Below are 16318 nucleotides of genomic sequence, written 5' to 3'. Positions count from 1 at the left end.
AAAGGGGTGTGTCAAAATCCCGTTTTGTCCTGGAGGTTGTTATCATACCTTTAAAAACTATCCCCCGATCGTCGTTTCGATCCCGTAACCGGCGAGTATCTCCCGGCAGCGTCCGACCGTCTCGTCCGAAGGGGCTGCGAAAGCATATTGATCCGGATTGTAGACCGTACCCAGCTTTTCATGCTTGCCCTTGCCTATGTCATGATACAAAAGCAGGTTTACAGTCCGGTGTTCCCACGGCAACGAAGCCAGGAAAGCAGCACTGCGCGTTATATTTTCTTCATCGGCATTCACGCCTTCGATCAAGGGAATACGAAGATAGAAATCGTGCCTGGCTTCTGCAACCATCCGAAGATTGGAAAGGATCAATTCGTTCGGGACACCGCAATACTTCTTATGCTTGGCCGAATCCATCTGCTTCAAGTCTACAAGGAGAAGTTCGCAGTTGTCCATCACGTCGCGTACGATCTCCGGCCGGGCGAAAAGCGTCGTATCGACAGCCCGGTGAATCCCCTGTTCCCCGCAACGGCGCAACAAGTCCAGTAACGGTTCGGGATGCAACAACGGCTCTCCCCCGCAAAACGTCACGCCTCCCTCCGAGCGGTCCATGAAAACAGTTTCCTTCTCTATCTCCTTCATCAGGGCATCGGCCGAATACTCCGTGCCGGATATCTCCATTGCCAAAGCCGGACACACCTCTGCACAGGTCCCGCACAGGGTACAACGCGCCCCGTCCGTCACAATCCCCTCCGGCGTGAGCGTCAATGCCTGCTGCGGACAAGCCTGCACGCACGTCCGGCAACCAATGCATTTCTTCTTCGTATAGAGCTTTTGCCTCCGGCTGGAAACACCTTCCGGATTATGACACCACACACACGACAGGGGGCATCCTTTCATAAAGATCGTGATCCGGATACCCGGCCCGTCGTTGATGGCATATCTTTTTATATCAAATATCAACATAATACCGCTTGCCGCAACTTTCAATTTTCAACTAAAAACTCTCCTGTTCCGTCCGCATGATCACATCCGCCTGCAGATCGGCATTCATGTCGTTGAAATAATCACTGTAACCGGCTACGCGAACCAGAAGGTCGCGATAGTCTTCCGGACATTTCTGGGCGGCATAGAGCGTCTCCGTATCGACGATATTGAACTGGATGTGATGTCCGCCCAAGGCAAAATAACTACGGATCAACGAAGACAACTTGGAGATGTCTTCCTCCCGCTTCAGCAGGCTCGGCAGGAAACGCTGGTTCAGCAACGTTCCACCGCTCTTCACTTGGTCAAGCTTGCCGAGAGACTTGATAACGGCAGACGGCCCGTGCCTGTCGGCGCCATGAGACGGAGACGTACCGTCCGAGATGGCCCGTCCCGCCAAACGTCCGTTAGGAGTCGCCCCCATCACCTTGCCGAAATACACGTGGCAGGTGGTAGACAGCATATTCAGATGGAAACATTCGCCTTTTGTGTTCGGCTTTCCTTCGATCGTATCATACAAATCATCGAACATCTTCACTGCGATATTGTCGGCATATTCGTCGTCGTTGCCGAAGAACGGCGTACGGTTCAGGATCGTCTGTCGCATTGCCTCGGCTCCTTCGAAATTGTTTTCCATCGCTTTCAGCAATTCATCCATGGACCAGCGTTTATCTTCAAATATATGTTTTTTCAGCGTAGCTAAGCTGTCGGTGATCGTGCCGAGCCCCGTACACTGGATATAGGTCGTATTGTAGCGCGGGCCGCAGTTGTAATAATCCCGTCCTTTCGCTATGCAATCGTCGATGAAGAGAGACAGGAAAGTGGCCGGCGCATATTTAGCAAACATACGGTCGATATAGTTGCTGACACGCACCTTCATATCCACGAAATAACGTACCTGTTTCATGAAAGCGGCATATAGTTCGTCATAGCCGGCGAAACCGCGCGGATCGCCCGTTTCCAGTCCGACCTTACGTCCGGAAACCGGATCGACGCCGTTGTTGAGCGTCACTTCCAAAATCTTCGGCACATTCAGGTAACCGGTCAGCACGTATGCCTCCTTGCCGAACGCCCCGACCTCGATGCAGCCGCTGCAACCGCCTTCGCGCGCATCCTGCAAGGATTTACCCTGCCGCATCAGTTCCTGAATATACACATCCGGATTGAAAACGGACGGATAGCCATGCCCCTGGCGGATCACCTTGCAGCCGGCACGCAGGAAACGTTCCGGCGTACGGGCACTGATATGGATGGCACTGCCGGGTTGCAGGATATGCAGTTCCTCGATCGTTTCGAGCATGATATAGGAAACCTCGCTCACCCCGTCGCTGCCGTCTGCCTTCACCCCGCCGATATTCAGGTTCGTGAAGTCATTATATGTACCGCTTTCCTTAGCCGTTATGCCGACTTTAGGAGGAGCCGTATGGTTGTTCACTTTGATGAAGAAGCACGACATCAGTTCCTTTGCCTCGTCGCGGGTCAATGTGCCGTCGGCAATTCCCTTTTCGTAGAAAGGAGCTAAATGCTGGTCGAAATGGCCGGGGTTCATCGCGTCCCAGCCGTTCAGTTCGGTGATCGTCCCCAAGTGGACGAACCAATACATCTGGATCGCTTCCCAATAGTTGCGGGGAGCATGGGCCGGAACCTGCCGGCAAACTTCGGCGATACGGCGCAGCTCGGCCACCCGTTTCGGGTCTTTCTCCATCAGCGACATTTCATCGGCGAGGTCCGCATGCCGTTCGGCAAACAGGATGGCGGCATCGCACGAGATCGACATGGCAGTCAGTTCCTCCTGCTTGTCGGTCGCTTCGGGATCGTTCATGAAATCAAGCCCGTCCAGTTCTTTCCGGATACGTTCCTTCAAATCCAGCAACCCGTACTTATATACCTTTCCGTCCAAAGCGGTATGTCCCGGAGCGCGTTGTTCCATAAACTCGGTGAACATCCCCACCTCGTAGGCGTCTTTCCATTCCTGGGGCACATGGCTGAAGATACGTTCGCGCTGTGTACGTCCTTTCCAGTAAGGGATCACCTCGCATTCATAGGTGTCGATGTCTTCCTGGCTGATCGTATAACGCTGCAATTCGCGCGTATTCAGTACATGCAGGTCTTCCACGCTATGGCAGGTCAGTTCCGGGAAGGTCGGCACGCATTTCGGTTTCGGTCCGCGTTCGCCCACGATCAGTTCGTCCTTGCCGATATAGATCGTCTTTTGCTTGCAGATCTCATAAAAGTTCATGGCCCGAAGAATCGGAATCGGATATTTCCCGTAGTTTTCCTTGTAGAAACGAGTTTCTATCAAAGCGCGTTCAATAGACAGGGAGGGCTCGGCATCGAACGTTTCCTGGCGAAGACGTTTGATCCGGTCATTCATTCCATAAGCATTTGCCTCTACTGCTGGGGCAAAATTGGATGCACTCTGCGGTGCACGCTGAGCTGTGATTGTAGTCATATTTATAAAAGGCTATTTTTTATTCAAGTTATTTTTAATCTGATAAATCCCAGATAGGATGATACAGAGATAAAAGCATCGGCATAGGCCGACGAATTCAGATACCAGTACAAACCGAATGAACTCCTACCAAGAAACGGTAAAAGCGAAGAAAGGAATCGCCATTAAGAAATCAGGCAATTGAATAATCGTCTATAAGATTTAACGAGCATATTGTTATAAATTAAAACCTACACTTTAAGTTAAGTGTATAGATTGCCACAAATATATATATTTTTCAAATACAAACGATAGAAAGCGATAAAATATTCAAAGAATATATTTCCATAAGATCCACTACATCTACAACTCCATCTGTCTTTGGTTTCATACCGAGGATTTATTCCTCAATCCGGTAAGCTTTCAACTTATTATAAAGCGTTTTGCGGTCGATCCCCAACAACTGGGCGGCTTTGGTCTTGTTATTACCGGCTTCTTGCAGGGCACGCTTGATCATTTCGCATTCGTGCGATTCGTTTTTCAACTGGATGTTGGCCGGAGCGGAAACCGGGCTGGCAGTCAGTTCTTCCGGGAGTTCCTTGCGGGTGATATAGCGGCCGGTCGCCAACAGGGTGGCATACTTGATGGCGTTCTTCATCTGGCGCAGGTTGCCCGGCCACGAATAAGACTGGAAAATCCGGATCACTTCATTATCAAAACCGATAATATCTTTTTGCAATTCCATATTGGCCTGGTCCAGGAAATTGTCGGCAAACAACAAAAGATCCTCTTTCCGCTCTTTCAAGTCGGGGATGCGGACGGTAAACTCGTTGATACGATGATACAAATCTTCACGGAAATCACCCTTATCGATAGCAGTACGCAGGTTCTCGTTTGTCGCGGAGATAAGACGGACGTTGATCGCGATCTCCTGGTTGCTGCCGACCGGTTTGACTTTCCGCTCCTGCAAAGCACGTAGAAGCTGCACCTGCACCTCGTACGACAGGTTGCCGATCTCGTCCAGAAAGATCGTCCCGCCCTGGGCAGCGACAAAAGCGCCTTCTTTATTGTCGATAGCTCCGGTAAACGAACCTTTCACATGCCCGAAAAACTCGGATGCCGCCAGGTCTTTCGGGATAGCCCCGCAGTCAACAGCAATAAAAGGGGCTTTCCTGCGGTTGCTCTGTTCGTGAATACGACGGGCGACATACTCTTTTCCCGTACCGCTCGAACCGGTAATCAATACGGACATATCTGTCGGAGCGACCAGGCGCACATGCTCGTAGAGCTGGCGGGCAGGCTGGCTCTGCCCCTCCACATACCGGCTATGCGTTCCTCCCGACGGTTCGGGACGTTTCGCAGAACGCAGAGGCCGTTCCGGTCCCGCCATCGGAGCAGCCGGTTCTACTTCCGCCTTGATCACATCCCTGATTTTGCCTAAAAGCTCTTCCGGGTTCAACGGTTTGGCGATATAATCGGACGCCCCTAATTTGATTGCTTGCACGGCGGTTTGTATCTCCGCATAGCTGGTCATCATAATCAGGGGGATTGCAAAATTATTTTCTTTTATCCATTTCAACAGATCGATCCCATCCCCGTCCGGCAAACGCAAATCAGACAGGATCAGATCGAAAGAGGCATCCTCTATCCGGCTTCGTGCATCCGAAACCGATGATACCGAACTGACTTCGAAGCCTTTCCTTCCAAGCCAGGTTTTCAGCATCAACGAAAATGTTATATCATCTTCTAAAATCAGAATAGACGGCATATTATTCTTTTTTGTTTCGTACACAAAGATAACTAAGAATTGATAATTAACAATGGACAATTGACAATTTGAAAAACCGCCGCACTAATTTTTAATTATTAAAAATCCACGTCGCCCTGCGCCACGCCCCTTCGAACGGGCCTTGCTTGAATTTCTTCAACCACCAATGGCAGAAACCCAACTGGAGGATGAATAAGAGGACACCCACACCGAAACTGGCTGTCGTTCCTAAAACATTGTAGAGCGACAAACCGTAGCCGAAATAGACGAACGATCCTATAATGGACTGTGTCAGATAGTTAGTCAAGCTCATCTTTCCATACGGAACCAGGCCGTGCAATACCTTATGGGTCGAAACTTGTTGCCACAGGAAGACGAAACAAGCAACTAACACGCACATGAAAGAGAAATTGCGGAAAGAAGAAACAACCGTGTTCATCGGAGTCAGCATCGCCTTATTGGGGATCAGATCCGGAAGCGAAGCCGTAATGAAATACAACGGGACAAAGCAGATCGCACCGATAACCAACGTCCGCATCCAGAACACGCGGTGTTCGGAAAGGTTGACAAACAACTGCCTGCGCCCGATCAGCATACCGAACAGGAACAAAGAGGCCGTCTGGAAGAAACGTCCGTAGCCCCACGCCCACAACAAGCTGAACAACTGGCCGTCCCAAAGGTTGGACTTGACCATCGCCCAGAAATCCGGCTGCGAGAGGAACGGGTACATGCGTTGGCTGTGAATGCGCCATACGCCGGCTGCCGGCACATAGTCGGGATTCATCATCGCATAGAAGAATTTGCCGAGTTCGAGCGGCTGGAGCATCAGGATAATGGCGGCAATCAGGACTGCACGGTCACTCCATTTGCAAACCAGTACAAGCACAACACCGATTATGGAATAAAGGACTAATATGTCGCCGGGAAAAAACGCCCCGTTGAAACAACCGATAATGAACAGGAGGAAAAGCCGCCACAGGAAACGCAGCCGGAAGTCTTTGCCTTTTTTCGCCTGGTTGTTATACTGGATAAAAAAACTAAAACCGAACAACAGTGAAAAGATCGCGTACGCCTTCCCGGAAAAAAGGAAAAACAAGGTTTCCCATATTCCTTTGTCCATCGCCTGCATAAAAGCCGAAGAGGCTGCCGGGAAGTCATAAAAATTAAAATGTTCGATGTTATGCAGTAACATAATAGCCATAACGGCAAAACCGCGTAGTGCATCCACCACCTCGATACGAGGCGACTTAGCCAAAAGTCCGTGCTCCATGAGTAAGAATTTATGATTTTTAATTTATGATTTATGATTTACGGGGGCAAAAGTAGGCAAAGAAGTCATATAAAACAAAAAAAGCACCCTTTTAGGCGCTCTTTTTGTTTGCAGACTTAAAATAGATACTCGAACATAGTAACTTTAAAACGGTTTAAATGTAGAAACGTCCACTTACGCTTCTTGTCAGATAAGAAGCGAATATCGTGCCAAACTTAGCCCGGAACACGATACTTTTTTGTAAGCTATTCTATTTTAACAGATAAGCCATCCAGAATGTTTTACAAAGGCTGATTATTACCGCATCACAAATGGGGAATTGTGGACACATGTGGGGAATTTTTCTACAGATACCGTTCCACAGCCTGATCGACGACAACGGTTGCCTGCCGGATCACATCGGATAGAAGCCGTTCCCAACCGCCGTCTGTCAACGCTCCATCATTCTTTTCGAGGATTCTCAGCTGGGCTACCAAGTCGGAAGCTCCTAACATGGTGAAAAGAGGGATCAGCTTATGGGAGATTTTGGCTGCCGAACCACGTTCGGTCTTTTCCAAGGCTTGTTGCAGCAATGAAATGCTCTTGTTCGTCTCCTCGGCAAAAGTCCGGATAATGGATGCGGAGGCTTCCTTGTCTTCGCCGGCAAAAGCTGTGAGCGAATCAAAATCGAATTCAGGCGACACCTCGGCTTGTATATCGGCCTGCAACAGGTTGTTCAACAAGGCGATCAACTGCTTAGCCGTGAAAGGCTTGTTCAGGAATCCGGTGAAACCGACTTCCAAGTAGTGGGTATGTTCGTTTTCCACACTGGCCGAGAGCGCGATGACGGGCACGGTGTCTGTTCCGGGGACACCCGACGAACGAATGACGTTGAGCAGGCCATAGCCATCCATCCCCGGCATCTGTATATCGGTTATGATCGCATCGAAAGAACTATTACGCAAAATATCGACCACGGCAAACGGATTCGAACAACTGGCGACCTCCACATGGTTCCGTTTCAAAAACTCTTCCGTCAGCGCCAACTGCAACGGATCGTCGTCGACCAGCAAACAATAGATTTCGCGTCCTCCGAAGCTCCCGGTTTCCGTTTCATCTTCCTCTGCGACAGGTGCGGCAGGCAATGTCTGCACTTCCGATTCCTGCAACGGCATGACAATCGTAAAATCACTTCCTTTTCCCGGAACGCTCTTTAGCGACAATGTCCCTCCCATCAGTTCGATCAGCTTGCGGGTGATGGAAAGTCCGAGGCCGAAACCTTCTTCCTTTTCGGTTCCCGACAAACGGGCGAACTCGCCGAAAATCTTCTCCTGCTCTTCTTCCGGGATTCCCGTGCCGGAATCGCTGACGGTGATCGTCAAATGTCCATGATTCTCCGTCGACAATTTAACGACAAGAACGACGCGCCCTTCATGCGTGAACTTGATCGCGTTGGAGAGCAAATTACTGACTACCTGGCGGAGGCGTATCGGATCACCGGAATAAATGCGGTTCATTCCTTCCTCCTTCATATTCAGGACAAAAGCCAGTCCTTTCGCCTCGGCTATCGGACGGAAGCTCCCGTATATTTCGTTAAAAAGCGCAGGCACGCTGAAAGGCACGTCCTGTATCTCCATCTGCCCCGATTCCAACCGGTGGAAATCGAGCAAGCCGTTCACCAGCGAAAGGATATGGTCGGCCGATCCGGTCATGTTCCCCAAGTAATACCGTTGCCTTTCGTCCGGATGGCGGCGCAGCAGCAGTTCGATATAACCGATTATGGACGAGAGCGGCGCCCGGATGTCGTGGCTGATCGTCAGCATCAGCTTCTCCCGGCTATGGAGCAGGTCTTCGGCATACTGCTTGGCTTTCTCCAATTGCTGCCGGTAATACTGGCTCCTGGAGATATCGCGTGTGATCAGGATGATAAAGACGATCACGATAATCAGCGACAGGACGGCTATGCCGGCAATGAGATAAGAGGTTTCGCGCAACACCTCCTGCTTCTTCACGACACGCTCCATCGACGCGTTCATCTCTTCTTCTTCTATGGCCCGCAGCATCTGGTTGATCCGGCTCGTGATGATGCTGTTATCATAGCGCAGGTTGGCGGCACGTTCCAAGAGCTGGTCGACAAGCAGTTTGCGCTGGTCGGCCACGCTGTCCTGCAGGTTTTTCAGAACCGTCACGATCGTATCTGCCGGGTTAAAGGTGTTGACCAGCGTGTCGGTCACGATCTGCCGGGTCGTATTTACAACAACGGCGGAATCTGCTTTGGGCGGGGAAAACACATCGGCAAGGCGGCGGAAAAAACCGCGGGGCTTATGATCCTGGGGAGTCTTTACGGAATCCTGATGGACGATCACGCGCTCCTGTATTTCGACTTGCCTGATCATCGTATCCTGCCGGGCGATCACCTTCTCGATATTTTGTGCATACAGATGTTCCGCGTTCGTCTCTCGCCAGGTTTCCAGCAGGCGGCGCGTGTTCCGGCGCTTCTGTTCGATCAGCATGTCGATCGTGTCGATCTTGGGATATAACGCCGGATTCGATACCAGCGAACGCAGGGAATCCATATTCTGCAAAGCCTTGTTCAGCGTACGGTTGAAATGGTTGATCTCTCCTTGCGGACGTCCGATCACTTGCCCAAGCGCCTCGCTTTCATACAACAAAGACAAGGTATTGGTCACGAGATAGACTTTCTCGCGCGATTTGTTGTTCGGGTCGTCTTCGACGGCAAACCGTTCGATGATGTTATAGATGTAAACGACCGCACATACGGCTATCAGGATCAATAACAAGTATCCCAATATGACTTTACTTGTAATATGCCCGTTCTGTGCGCTCATCAGTCTTTCTTATAGGCCATTTTCCATTTGTCCAACATAATGAAATCCGCTTTCTTGAGCCCGACCTTCCAGAACGGGACCGGTTCGTCGTGATCTCCGAGGAACATACGGTCGCGCACGGCAAAAGCCGGGTTGGTCAGAGCCAGTGTGGAATCGGACACCGAAGTCCGGACACCGGCAATGTCCAATACCGTATGGAACACGCTGTTCGTGCTGACCGGATAAGCGCCGTGAGACATCGCCGTCCGGTATTTCTCCGGAAAAGCCTCCCGGTAATCGTCCGAGAACCAGATGATGTACGGGATATGGAGCTGATAGTAAGTCGGTATAGGCGAAGCATGCAGGTAGCGGGCGCGCGAATCATCGAAAATATCTTCTCCGTGATCGCTCAGGTAAAGCATCGACGAACAAACATTCTTCTTTTTCAGCATGTCGACGATTTCTCCCAACACATAATCCGTATAATGGATCGAATTGTCGTAGGCATTGCGCAGTTCCTTCTTATAAGATACCCGGATGCCTTCGGCCTTATCCGGCGTATGAATCCGGAACTCGGCCGGATAACGCTCATGATAATTGAAATGCGACCCGTATGTGTGGAGGACGACAAACATATCATCGTCCGATTTGTCCAGTTCCTTTTCCAAATACGGCAAAAGGGCGGCATCGTGCAACGAAGTCAGATACGATCCGGTGTTGAACGTGCTCATATCGATAAACGTATCGGCCTCCCGGTAAAAAGCTCCGATCATCGAAGTGGTAAGTTTCTGGTTGGCGATGACGAGCGTACGGAAACCGGCTTCCTTGAAAGCGGTGACGATGCTTTTTTCGTCGTAAATCACGCCATAGTTTTCCGCGCTGGCGGCAGACAGGATGATCGGAACGCTTTTGTGCGTATTGTTGGATTGCGTCACGACATCCGTAAAATGGACCAGCCCGTCGAGCCCTTTCATCCGCGGAGTCGTATTGCGTTCATATCCGTACAGGCTCCATTCCATTGCCCGCGAAGTTTCTCCCACCACAAGCACGTAAATCTCCCGTTTGCCGTCCGCCTGTCCCGTCCGGACCGAGTTGAACTTGAAATCGGCGGAAGAAACGGAATAGTTGGCATTCTTATTCGATTTGGTAATCGCGAAATAAAGATTATAAAGCGCATTGACCGGATAGACATCGTTTTTAAGCGAGAAACGATGTTTTTGCAAAGAGGGCAGGAAACAGAGAAGCACTCCCACTACAAACAGGCCCAGGCTTCTGAACGCCCATTTCTTACGGAACAGGCCGGTCAGCCCGTCTTTCATCCGGATCGAACGCGTAGCCAGCCACAGGGCAGGAAGCGTATAGAAGATAAAGACGCAAATGATGACAAGAAAGATGTTTCCTAACAATTCGCTTGCCTCGGAAGCATTCGAACTTGTCAGGTTCAGGAACATATCCACCGCTATCACCGACTCGCCGAAAAGGTACAACAGGACCAACTGGCCTCCGTCCAGTATGATTTTCGGCAACAAACACCAGACCACCACTCCGGGTTTACGCGCCAGCAACAAAACTCCCATCCAGAACGCCAACGGCATGATGATAGATGCAAGACCTACCGAAACAGGAAGAGGCTCCGTGAACAGAAAAACACAGTTCGGGATGATAAACAACAAGCCGAACAAGAAATATAAGTGCTCTTGTGAAGATATCCAACGCAAAATATTAGTAAAGTACTTCATCGATTTTTGCCTAAAAAGCCAATTTTATCAACTATTCTTATCCCTTTTTACCACAGCACTGCTGCAATCGGCAAATGTAGGCGTTATCCACCAGATAGACATGCAGCAAAAGCACAAAAAAAGTTATTTCAATCTTATTTCAATCCCATTAAAAACAAACCGGATGTCATTTCGTTAGCAAAACAGGCATTACCATTCCCAAATAGAAACGTTAAAAAATATTACCCGCAATACTATTGCGAATATATGGGGTACTAATCCGATTTACATGGGGTGGTAATGACATTTTGATATTTCAAAAATCATGCAATTGTTTTCAATAATCTTGCAATATGCCGGCAGCAAAGCCTTATAGCTTCCGACTGTCGTTTTTTCTCTTTAACTTCGGGCGACCGAAAGGGGAATTATTCAGAATCAACAACAATAATAAGAAGACAAAATGAAAAGACAAATCATGCTGCTATCAGCTTGTACGGCCGTATTGTTGAGTGCCTGTTCATCGAACACGCGCACCGCAAACGAAGTATATGCTCCCGCAGCAAAAAACGAGCTACGGGCTCCCGCCACACCACTGGTAACGATCGACCCGTACACCAGTGCCTGGTCGTTTGCCGACCGCCTGAACGAAGAAAGCGTGCGCCACTGGACCGCCCGTAACTTCCCGCTGTTGGGAAGCCTGCGCGTCGACGGCGTTTCATACCGGTTCATGGGAACGGACAAAGTCGAAGTAACGCCGGTTATCGGCACGGCGGCTTCCGGCTTATGGGAAGCGACTTACACATTCGGCCAGCCGGAAGGAGAATGGACCGCTGTCGATTACGAGGCAAAAGGCTGGAAAACCGGAAAGGCGGCATTCGGGACGGACGACAATCCGTATCGCTCCACTCCCTGGCAGGACGGCGACATCTGGGTACGCCGCTCGTTCGACTGGCCGGAAGGGACGGATAAGGAAGATCTGTTCCTGCAATATTCGCACGACGACAATATCGAACTGTACATCAACGGACAACAGGTTGCAGTGACCGGCAACGGGCTGGATTACGACCTGCTGAAGGAAATTCCGCAAGAAGTGGCAAACACGCTCAAACCTGCAGGGAACATCCTGGCCGCCCATTGCCGCAACAACGGCGGGGGCGCATACGTGGACATGGGAATCATGAAGAAGGTAAAACGGGGAGATACGTTTGACAACAAAGCGGTCCAGAAGTCGGCCACCGTCATGCCGACACAAACATATTATACGTTCGAATGCGGCCCTGTCGAACTGGATCTGATCTTCACGGCCCCGATGCTGATGGATGACTTGGAGGCCATGACCGCCCCGTACAATTATATTACGTATCAGGCCCGTTCGTTGGATGGCCGGGCACATGATGTCCAGTTATACCTCGAAGCGACTCCGCAATGGGCCGTCAACACGACAGACCAGCCTGTCACCTTCGAAAAGATCGAAAAAGACGGGTATGTCTATCTGAAGACCGGATCTGTCGACCAGGAAGTTTTAGGCAAGAAGGGAGACGACCTTCGCATCGACTGGGGCTATTTCTATCTTTCAGCCGTACAATCCCCGGATGTGACAGTTGCCATAGACGAATATTATGCTGCCAAAAAAGCATTCATGTCCGACGGCAAACTGTCCGGCAAGGCAGAGAATGTGTCTCCGGATATGGAAAAACAGATGACGGTCCTCGCCTACTCCGACAACTTAGGCAAGGTCAACGAAAAGACCGTGTCAGGACACTTGTTGATCGGATATGACGATTTGTATGCGATCCAGTATTTCAATGACAACCGAATGGCATACTGGAAGCACGACGGACAGACGGACATTTTCGATGCCTTCGCCAAAGGTCAGAAAGAGTATGCCGGAATGATGAAACGGTGTGCGGACTTCGACGGACGCCTGATGCAGGAAACGGCGGCTGCCGGCGGACAAAAATATGCCGAACTGTGCGCCCTGGCCTATCGCCAGGCCATTTCCGCCCATAAGTTAGTGACAGACAAGGAAGGCAACCTGCTATTCCTGTCGAAAGAGAATTTCAGCAACGGTTCGATCGGGACGGTCGATATCACCTACCCTTCGGCGCCGCTGTTCTTATGCTATAACCCCGAACTATTGAAGGGCATGATGAACCCGATCTTCTACTACAGCGAAAGCGGCAAATGGAACAAGCCGTTCCCGGCACACGATGTCGGCACTTATCCGCAGGCTAACGGACAGACCTACGGCGGCGACATGCCGGTCGAAGAATCCGGCAATATGCTGATCCTCGCAACAGCCATCGCGACAATCGAAGGAAATGCGGATTATGCAGCCAAACATTGGGATGTGTTGACAACCTGGGCCGATTATCTGAAGAAAGAAGGTCTTGACCCGGACAACCAGTTATGCACGGACGATTTCGCCGGCCACTTCGCCCACAACACCAACCTCTCCATCAAGGCGATCATGGGTATAGCCGGCTACGGCAAGATGGCCGGGATGTTGGGAAAGAAGGAGATAGCGGATTCCTACCTGGCGACAGCCCGTGAAATGGCCGACAAATGGATATCGATGGCAAAAGACGGGGATCACTACAAACTGACCTTCGACAAGTCCGGCACATGGAGCCAGAAGTATAACTTAGTTTGGGACCGCCTGTTAGGACTGAATATTTTCCCTGCGGAAATAGCCGGAACGGAAACTGCTTATTACAAGACCAAACAAAACAAATACGGCCTGCCGCTGGACAACCGCGAAGATTATACCAAATCCGACTGGATTCTGTGGAGCGCCTGCCTGACTGGCAATGCGGCCGATTTCGAAACGTTTATGCTCCCGGTCTGGAAATATGCCGACGAAACGACCTCACGCGTCCCGTTGAGCGACTGGCACTATACCTCCGACGGAACGCAACGCGGATTCCAGGCCCGTTCGGTCGTCGGCGGCTACTATATGAAACTGCTGGAAAGCCGTTTGAAATAATATGCAAAAAAGGGATATGTCAAAATACTTCTCTCTCTTTTGCCGGGGGATTAATTTCCCCGGCAAGGGATTGATTCCTCTCTCTTTTTGACATACCTCTTTTTAGAACGTTTCCTTATTCACGCTTGCGCGATCTTTTGGACAATACCGATAAACTCCTCATTCGTCATCCGGATGTCCGGTTCCTTATAATTCACGTAATCTTCAAAATAATCGCTGGCGATATCCGCCACGATCTCCGAACCGTCCAACCCGAAAGAACTCACCAACTTCTCCACCTTGCTGCGGATCTGGCGGATCACCTGCAGACGGTCTTCGTAACGCTCCGGCTTTTCCTGCTCCGTCACATGCTCGTTGCGGGCAATCAGGTAAACGGCTGTATAAAACTTGTCCACATCTCCGAAAACCGGGACAAACAACGCTTTCTTTTCTTCTGGCAACGCAGCCAGAGTTTCCTGAATTTTTGTCATTATTGTGTTTATTTTAATTTGGTTGGCGAAGATAGTACATTCTGCTCATTGAAAAAGTCTATCCCGCAATAAATAATATACATTTCATTCAATGAACAAATTTCAAACAGGGAATGTTAGAATAATAGAAACAACATAAAACAGATTGATCATGCTTACATTATGTCTCAGTTTATTATTGTTGATAACAAATAATAGTAATAATAGTCAAATAACAGATAAAAAAGAAAAAGTTATGAAATTTGAATTAATCCAGTTACCCTATGCAGCCAACGCGCTGGAACCGGTTATAAGTAAAGAAACGATCGAGTTTCATCATGGTAAACATTTACAGACTTATGTAAATAACCTGAACAACCTGATTCAGGGAACCAAGTTCGAAAACGCGACTCTGGAACAGATCGTGGCAGAATCCGACGGTGCTATTTTTAACAATGCCGGACAGACGCTTAATCATAATCTGTATTTCACACAGTTCTCCCCGTATGGCGGCGGCAGACCGACCGGCGCCCTCTCCAAAGCGATCGACGAGACTTGGGGATCGTTCGAAAACTTCCAGAAAGAATTCGTAGCCGCCGGAACAGGCTTATTCGGCTCAGGCTGGGTATGGCTGGCTAAAGACAAAGACGGAAAACTTTCAATTACCAAAGAAGCTAACGGTAGCAACCCGGTTGCTCACGGATTGAAGCCGATCCTGGGATTCGACGTGTGGGAACATGCCTACTACCTCGATTACCGGAATCGCCGTCCCGATCATCTGAATGCCCTGTGGAAAATTGTTGATTGGGATGCCGTTAGCAAAAGATATTAATATTAAGGTTCTCTAAACCCAGATAAAAGCCGCCCGGCAACGCACCGGACGGCTTTTTTATTTGCAATATGACTGGCATCCAACATATATAGTAATATTGACAATTAAAAGGGAAAAATATCCAATAACGGAACGGAATAAATAGCGTAACTTTGTTATATAATTAATAAACAGAATATAAACCTCAATTAATAAGGAGAATAAACATGAAAGTACAAGAATTGACAAAAGCGGAATTTCTGAAAAAAGTAGCGAACTACGAAGCCAGCCCTGACAAATGGGTATATGAAGGCGACAAACCTTGTATCGTGGATTTCTATGCAACCTGGTGCGGTCCTTGCAAGATGGTCGCTCCTATCCTGGAAGAATTAGCAGAAGAATATGCCGGGAAAATCGACATCTATAAGGTAGATACGGAAAAAGAAGAAGGATTGGCCGCCTCTTTCGGTATCAGAAGCATTCCTTCCCTCCTTTTCTGTCCGATGAAAGGGCAACCGCAGATGGCAAAAGGCGCAATGGGAAAGGCCGACTTCAAAAAAGCTATAGATGAGGTACTTTTGAAGAAATAATGACAATATCCCAACGTAAAAAAGAAGTCCTCTCCGAGTCCCAAACAGAATTCGGAGAGTTTTTTTTGAAAAAATATTACACATTATGTTGCCGAACTATTGCATAATTAAAAATAATACGTACCTTTGCACCCGCAATCGAGAGAGATTGACACTGACAAAAAATGAATGCCTCTTTAGCTCAGTTGGCCAGAGCACGTGATTTGTAATCTCGGGGTCGTTGGTTCGAATCCGACAAGAGGCTCAAAAGAATTGTAAAATTCAAAATGGGGGCAGTTACCAGAGTGGCCAAATGGGGCTGACTGTAACTCAGCTGGCTTTCGCCTTCGGTGGTTCGAATCCATCACTGCCCACAACCAAAAGAAGGTGTCTGAAAAGGATGCCTTCTTTTTTTGTTATGCCGCCCGTTTATTATCCATTTTTATTTTTAAAACATCTTTGGTCTTCTCAATTGTCTCTCTTCGGGAAGTAATCCTACAGAAATAAGTAAAAAATAAAAGAGAACTG

At 49.2% G+C, this 16318-nt stretch carries 10 protein-coding genes and 2 tRNA genes; 5 read left to right on the top strand and 7 right to left on the bottom strand.

Features of this window, described 5'->3' with window-relative positions:
* Positions 1-57: 57 nt before the first annotated feature.
* The 6 genes from H8S65_RS04885 to H8S65_RS04860 form a co-directional block, all read right to left on the bottom strand.
* A complete protein-coding gene (locus H8S65_RS04885; protein WP_186928895.1) occupies positions 58-963 on the bottom strand; it encodes a glycyl-radical enzyme activating protein in 906 nt (301 codons plus the stop codon).
* A gap of 31 nt (positions 964-994) precedes the next feature.
* A complete protein-coding gene (gene hypD / locus H8S65_RS04880) occupies positions 995-3433 on the bottom strand; it encodes a trans-4-hydroxy-L-proline dehydratase (protein WP_186928894.1) in 2439 nt (812 codons plus the stop codon).
* A gap of 379 nt (positions 3434-3812) precedes the next feature.
* On the bottom strand, positions 3813-5180 hold the full coding sequence (locus H8S65_RS04875) for a sigma-54-dependent transcriptional regulator (RefSeq protein WP_186928893.1): 1368 nt from the start codon (positions 5178-5180) through the stop codon (positions 3813-3815).
* 91 nt (positions 5181-5271) lie between these two features.
* A complete protein-coding gene (locus H8S65_RS04870; RefSeq protein WP_186928892.1) occupies positions 5272-6450 on the bottom strand; it encodes a DUF418 domain-containing protein in 1179 nt (392 codons plus the stop codon).
* Positions 6451-6794: 344 nt separating this feature from the next.
* Entirely contained in the window at positions 6795-9278 is a 2484-nt protein-coding gene (locus H8S65_RS04865) for an ATP-binding response regulator (protein WP_186928891.1), read from the bottom strand.
* On the bottom strand, positions 9278-10996 hold the full coding sequence (locus tag H8S65_RS04860) for a phosphoethanolamine transferase family protein (protein ID WP_186928890.1): 1719 nt from the start codon (positions 10994-10996) through the stop codon (positions 9278-9280). Before H8S65_RS04860 ends, H8S65_RS04865 begins: the two co-directional genes overlap by 1 nt.
* A gap of 439 nt (positions 10997-11435) precedes the next feature.
* Here H8S65_RS04860 and H8S65_RS04855 point away from each other — a divergent pair, with 439 nt between their 5' ends.
* Complete coding sequence (locus H8S65_RS04855; RefSeq protein ID WP_186928889.1) at positions 11436-13961, top strand: glutaminase domain-containing protein; 2526 nt, start codon at positions 11436-11438, stop codon at positions 13959-13961.
* A 119-nt stretch (positions 13962-14080) separates the two neighbouring features.
* Here H8S65_RS04855 and H8S65_RS04850 read toward each other — a convergent pair whose 3' ends face one another.
* Positions 14081-14431, bottom strand: coding sequence for a hypothetical protein (locus H8S65_RS04850; RefSeq protein ID WP_186928888.1), 351 nt, complete (start codon positions 14429-14431; stop codon positions 14081-14083).
* Positions 14432-14666: 235 nt separating this feature from the next.
* On the opposite strand from H8S65_RS04850, the gene H8S65_RS04845 reads away from it, so the two are divergent.
* The 4 genes from H8S65_RS04845 to H8S65_RS04830 all read left to right on the top strand — a co-directional run bounded on the left by H8S65_RS04845 (position 14667) and on the right by H8S65_RS04830 (position 16164).
* Positions 14667-15242: a superoxide dismutase gene (locus H8S65_RS04845; RefSeq protein WP_186928887.1), complete on the top strand. Its 576-nt coding sequence runs from the start codon at positions 14667-14669 to the stop codon at positions 15240-15242.
* Between the two features lie 206 nt (positions 15243-15448).
* The gene (gene trxA / locus H8S65_RS04840) at positions 15449-15811 is read left to right on the top strand and encodes a thioredoxin (protein WP_186928886.1); all 363 of its coding nucleotides are present in this window, start codon (positions 15449-15451) and stop codon (positions 15809-15811) included.
* A gap of 170 nt (positions 15812-15981) precedes the next feature.
* Positions 15982-16055, top strand: a tRNA-Thr gene (locus H8S65_RS04835).
* Between the two features lie 26 nt (positions 16056-16081).
* Positions 16082-16164: transfer RNA gene (locus H8S65_RS04830), tRNA-Tyr, on the top strand.
* Positions 16165-16318: the final 154 nt, after the last annotated feature.

Source organism: Parabacteroides hominis, from assembly GCF_014287585.1.
GTDB classification, from domain to species: Bacteria; Bacteroidota; Bacteroidia; order Bacteroidales; family Tannerellaceae; genus Parabacteroides; species Parabacteroides hominis.
The sequence above is the reverse complement of the archived record's forward strand: the minus strand, read 5'-3'. Positions and strand labels throughout refer to the sequence as shown.

What these genes read in the sequence shown, in the direction of transcription:
- H8S65_RS04885 (WP_186928895.1), bottom strand. Translation starts at nt 963, where the DNA reads ATGTTGATATTTGATATAAAAAGATATGCCATCAACGACGGGCCGGGT.
- hypD (WP_186928894.1), bottom strand. Translation starts at nt 3,433, where the DNA reads ATGACTACAATCACAGCTCAGCGTGCACCGCAGAGTGCATCCAATTTT.
- H8S65_RS04875 (WP_186928893.1), bottom strand. Translation starts at nt 5,180, where the DNA reads ATGCCGTCTATTCTGATTTTAGAAGATGATATAACATTTTCGTTGATG.
- H8S65_RS04870 (WP_186928892.1), bottom strand. Translation starts at nt 6,450, where the DNA reads ATGGAGCACGGACTTTTGGCTAAGTCGCCTCGTATCGAGGTGGTGGAT.
- H8S65_RS04865 (WP_186928891.1), bottom strand. Translation starts at nt 9,278, where the DNA reads ATGAGCGCACAGAACGGGCATATTACAAGTAAAGTCATATTGGGATAC.
- H8S65_RS04860 (WP_186928890.1), bottom strand. Translation starts at nt 10,996, where the DNA reads ATGAAGTACTTTACTAATATTTTGCGTTGGATATCTTCACAAGAGCAC.
- H8S65_RS04855 (WP_186928889.1), top strand. Translation starts at nt 11,436, where the DNA reads ATGAAAAGACAAATCATGCTGCTATCAGCTTGTACGGCCGTATTGTTG.
- H8S65_RS04850 (WP_186928888.1), bottom strand. Translation starts at nt 14,431, where the DNA reads ATGACAAAAATTCAGGAAACTCTGGCTGCGTTGCCAGAAGAAAAGAAA.
- H8S65_RS04845 (WP_186928887.1), top strand. Translation starts at nt 14,667, where the DNA reads ATGAAATTTGAATTAATCCAGTTACCCTATGCAGCCAACGCGCTGGAA.
- trxA (WP_186928886.1), top strand. Translation starts at nt 15,449, where the DNA reads ATGAAAGTACAAGAATTGACAAAAGCGGAATTTCTGAAAAAAGTAGCG.